Consider the following 3,230-nt stretch of genomic DNA (forward strand, 5'->3'; position numbering starts at 1 on the left):
AACAAGGGAGCCGTATCGGAAGGTGCGGCTGGATCACCTCCTTTCTAAGGAATGAAAGGAAAACTTCGTTTTCCAAAATTAAGTTTGACGTTTCCGTTTTGTTCAGTTTTGAAGGTTCAATCCTTCAACATGTGTTCTTTGAAAACCGGATAGGAGAAACAAACCAAGTAAACCGAGAATCGCTTATTTTTGGATTTAAACCTTTTTATGGTTAAGTTAGAAAGGGCGCACGGTGGATGCCTTGGCACTAGGAGCCGATGAAGGACGGTACAAACACCGATATGCTCCGGGGAGCTGTACGTAAGCTTTGATCCGGAGATTTCCGAATGGGGAAACCCCCTGTCTTTAATCGGACAGGATTCCTGCCTGAATCCATAGGGCAGGAAGGGCACACCCGGGGAACTGAAACATCTCAGTACCCGGAGGAAGAGAAAGCAATTGCGATTTCCCAAGTAGCGGCGAGCGAACAGGAAACAGCCCAAACCGGAAGGCTTGCCTTCCGGGGTTGTAGGACACTCATATGGGAGTTACAAAAGAACGGGGTAAGTGAAGCGGCCTGGAAAGGCCTGCCGGAGAAGGTAAAAGCCCTGTAACTGAAACTTCGTTCTCTCCCGAGTGGATCCTGAGTACGGCGGGACACGAGGAATCCCGCCGGAATCCGGGAGGACCATCTCCCAAGGCTAAATACTCCCTAGTGACCGATAGTGAACCAGTACCGTGAGGGAAAGGTGAAAAGCACCCCGGGAGGGGAGTGAAAGAGATCCTGAAACCGTGTGCCTACAAGTAGTCAGAGCCCGTTAACGGGTGATGGCGTGCCTTTTGTAGAATGAACCGGCGAGTTACGGTCTCATGCAAGGTTAAGCTGAAGAAGCGGAGCCGCAGCGAAAGCGAGTCTGAACAGGGCGAAAGAGTATGAGGCCGCAGACCCGAAACCAGGTGATCTACCCATGTCCAGGGTGAAGGCAAGGTAACACTTGCTGGAGGCCCGAACCCACGCACGTTGAAAAGTGCGGGGATGAGGTGTGGGTAGCGGAGAAATTCCAATCGAACTTGGAGATAGCTGGTTCTCTCCGAAATAGCTTTAGGGCTAGCCTCAAGCGAAGAGTTTTGGAGGTAGAGCACTGTTTGGACGAGGGGCCCTCATCGGGTTACCGAATTCAGACAAACTCCGAATGCCAAAAACTTATGCTTGGGAGTCAGACTGTGAGTGATAAGATCCATGGTCGAAAGGGAAACAGCCCAGACCGCCAGCTAAGGTCCCAAAGTATACGTTAAGTGGAAAAGGATGTGGCGTTGCTTAGACAACCAGGATGTTGGCTTAGAAGCAGCCATCATTCAAAGAGTGCGTAATAGCTCACTGGTCGAGTGACGCTGCGCCGAAAATGTACCGGGGCTAAACGTATCACCGAAGCTGCGGATGGACACCGTATGGTGTCCGTGGTAGGAGAGCGTTCTAAGGGCGTTGAAGCCGGACCGGAAGGACCGGTGGAGCGCTTAGAAGTGAGAATGCCGGTATGAGTAGCGAAAGAAGGGTGAGAATCCCTTCCACCGAATGCCTAAGGTTTCCTGAGGAAGGCTCGTCCGCTCAGGGTTAGTCGGGGCCTAAGCCGAGGCCGAAAGGCGTAGGCGATGGACAACAGGTTGATATTCCTGTACCGCCTCTTCACCGTTTGAACGATGGGGGGACGCAGGAGGATAGGGCAAGCGCGACACTGGTTGATCGCGTCCAAGCAGTTAGGCCGGTGCGGAGGCAAATCCTTCGCGCCAAGGCGGAGCTGTGATGGCGAGGGAAATTTTAGTACCGAAGTTCCTGATTCCACACTGCCAAGAAAAGCCTCTAGTGAGGTGAAAGGCGCCCGTACCGCAAACCGACACAGGTAGGCGAGGAGAGAATCCTAAGGTGAGCGAGAGAACTCTCGTTAAGGAACTCGGCAAAATGACCCCGTAACTTCGGGAGAAGGGGTGCTTTTTGGGGTGTATGCCCCGGGAAGCCGCAGTGAATAGGCCCAGGCGACTGTTTAGCAAAAACACAGGTCTCTGCGAAGCCGCAAGGCGAAGTATAGGGGCTGACACCTGCCCGGTGCTGGAAGGTTAAGGAGAGGGGTTAGCCGTAAGGCGAAGCTCTGAACTGAAGCCCCAGTAAACGGCGGCCGTAACTATAACGGTCCTAAGGTAGCGAAATTCCTTGTCAGGTAAGTTCTGACCCGCACGAAAGGTGTAACGATCTGGGCACTGTCTCAACGAGAGACTCGGTGAAATTATAGTACCTGTGAAGATGCAGGTTACCCGCGACAGGACGGAAAGACCCCATGGAGCTTTACTGCAGCCTGATATTGAATTTTGGTACAGCTTGTACAGGATAGGTAGGAGCCTTGGAAACCGGAGCGCCAGCTTCGGCGGAGGCATCGGTGGGATACTACCCTGGCTGTATTGAAATTCTAACCCGCACCCCTTACCGGGGTGGGAGACAGTGTCAGGCAGGCAGTTTGACTGGGGCGGTCGCCTCCTAAAAGGTAACGGAGGCGCCCAAAGGTTCCCTCAGAATGGTTGGAAATCATTCGCAGAGTGTAAAGGCATAAGGGAGCTTGACTGCGAGACTTACAAGTCGGGCAGGGACGAAAGTCGGGCTTAGTGATCCGGTGGTTCCGCATGGAAGGGCCATCGCTCAACGGATAAAAGCTACCCTGGGGATAACAGGCTGATCTCCCCCAAGAGTCCACATCGACGGGGAGGTTTGGCACCTCGATGTCGGCTCATCGCATCCTGGGGCTGTAGTCGGTCCCAAGGGTTGGGCTGTTCGCCCATTAAAGCGGTACGCGAGCTGGGTTCAGAACGTCGTGAGACAGTTCGGTCCCTATCCGTCGCGGGCGCAGGAAATTTGAGAGGAGCTGTCCTTAGTACGAGAGGACCGGGATGGACGCACCGCTGGTGTACCAGTTGTCTTGCCAAAGGCATCGCTGGGTAGCTATGTGCGGAAGGGATAAGTGCTGAAAGCATCTAAGCATGAAGCCCCCCTCAAGATGAGATTTCCCACAGTTTATACTGGTAAGATCCCTGAAAGATGATCAGGTTGATAGGTCCGGGGTGGAAGCGCGGCGACGCGTGGAGCTGACGGATACTAATCGATCGAGGACTTAACCAATAGAAAAGCGGAAGCGCCTTGGTCATCGGCGTACGGATTTCGGAGCTTTCGACTGAGATAAAGGAAACACGGCGAGCCCCTAAAGGCG

The 3,230-nt window shown here is 53.6% G+C and carries 1 rRNA gene; it reads left to right on the forward strand.

The window, feature by feature from the left end:
- Positions 1 to 209: 209 nt before the first annotated feature.
- Positions 210 to 3,142 (forward strand): 23S ribosomal RNA (locus tag P9687_RS02580).
- Positions 3,143 to 3,230: the final 88 nt, after the last annotated feature.

Source organism: Weizmannia sp. CD-2023 (assembly GCF_036225245.1).
Classification (GTDB): domain Bacteria; phylum Bacillota; class Bacilli; order Bacillales; family Bacillaceae_C; genus Weizmannia; species Weizmannia faecalis.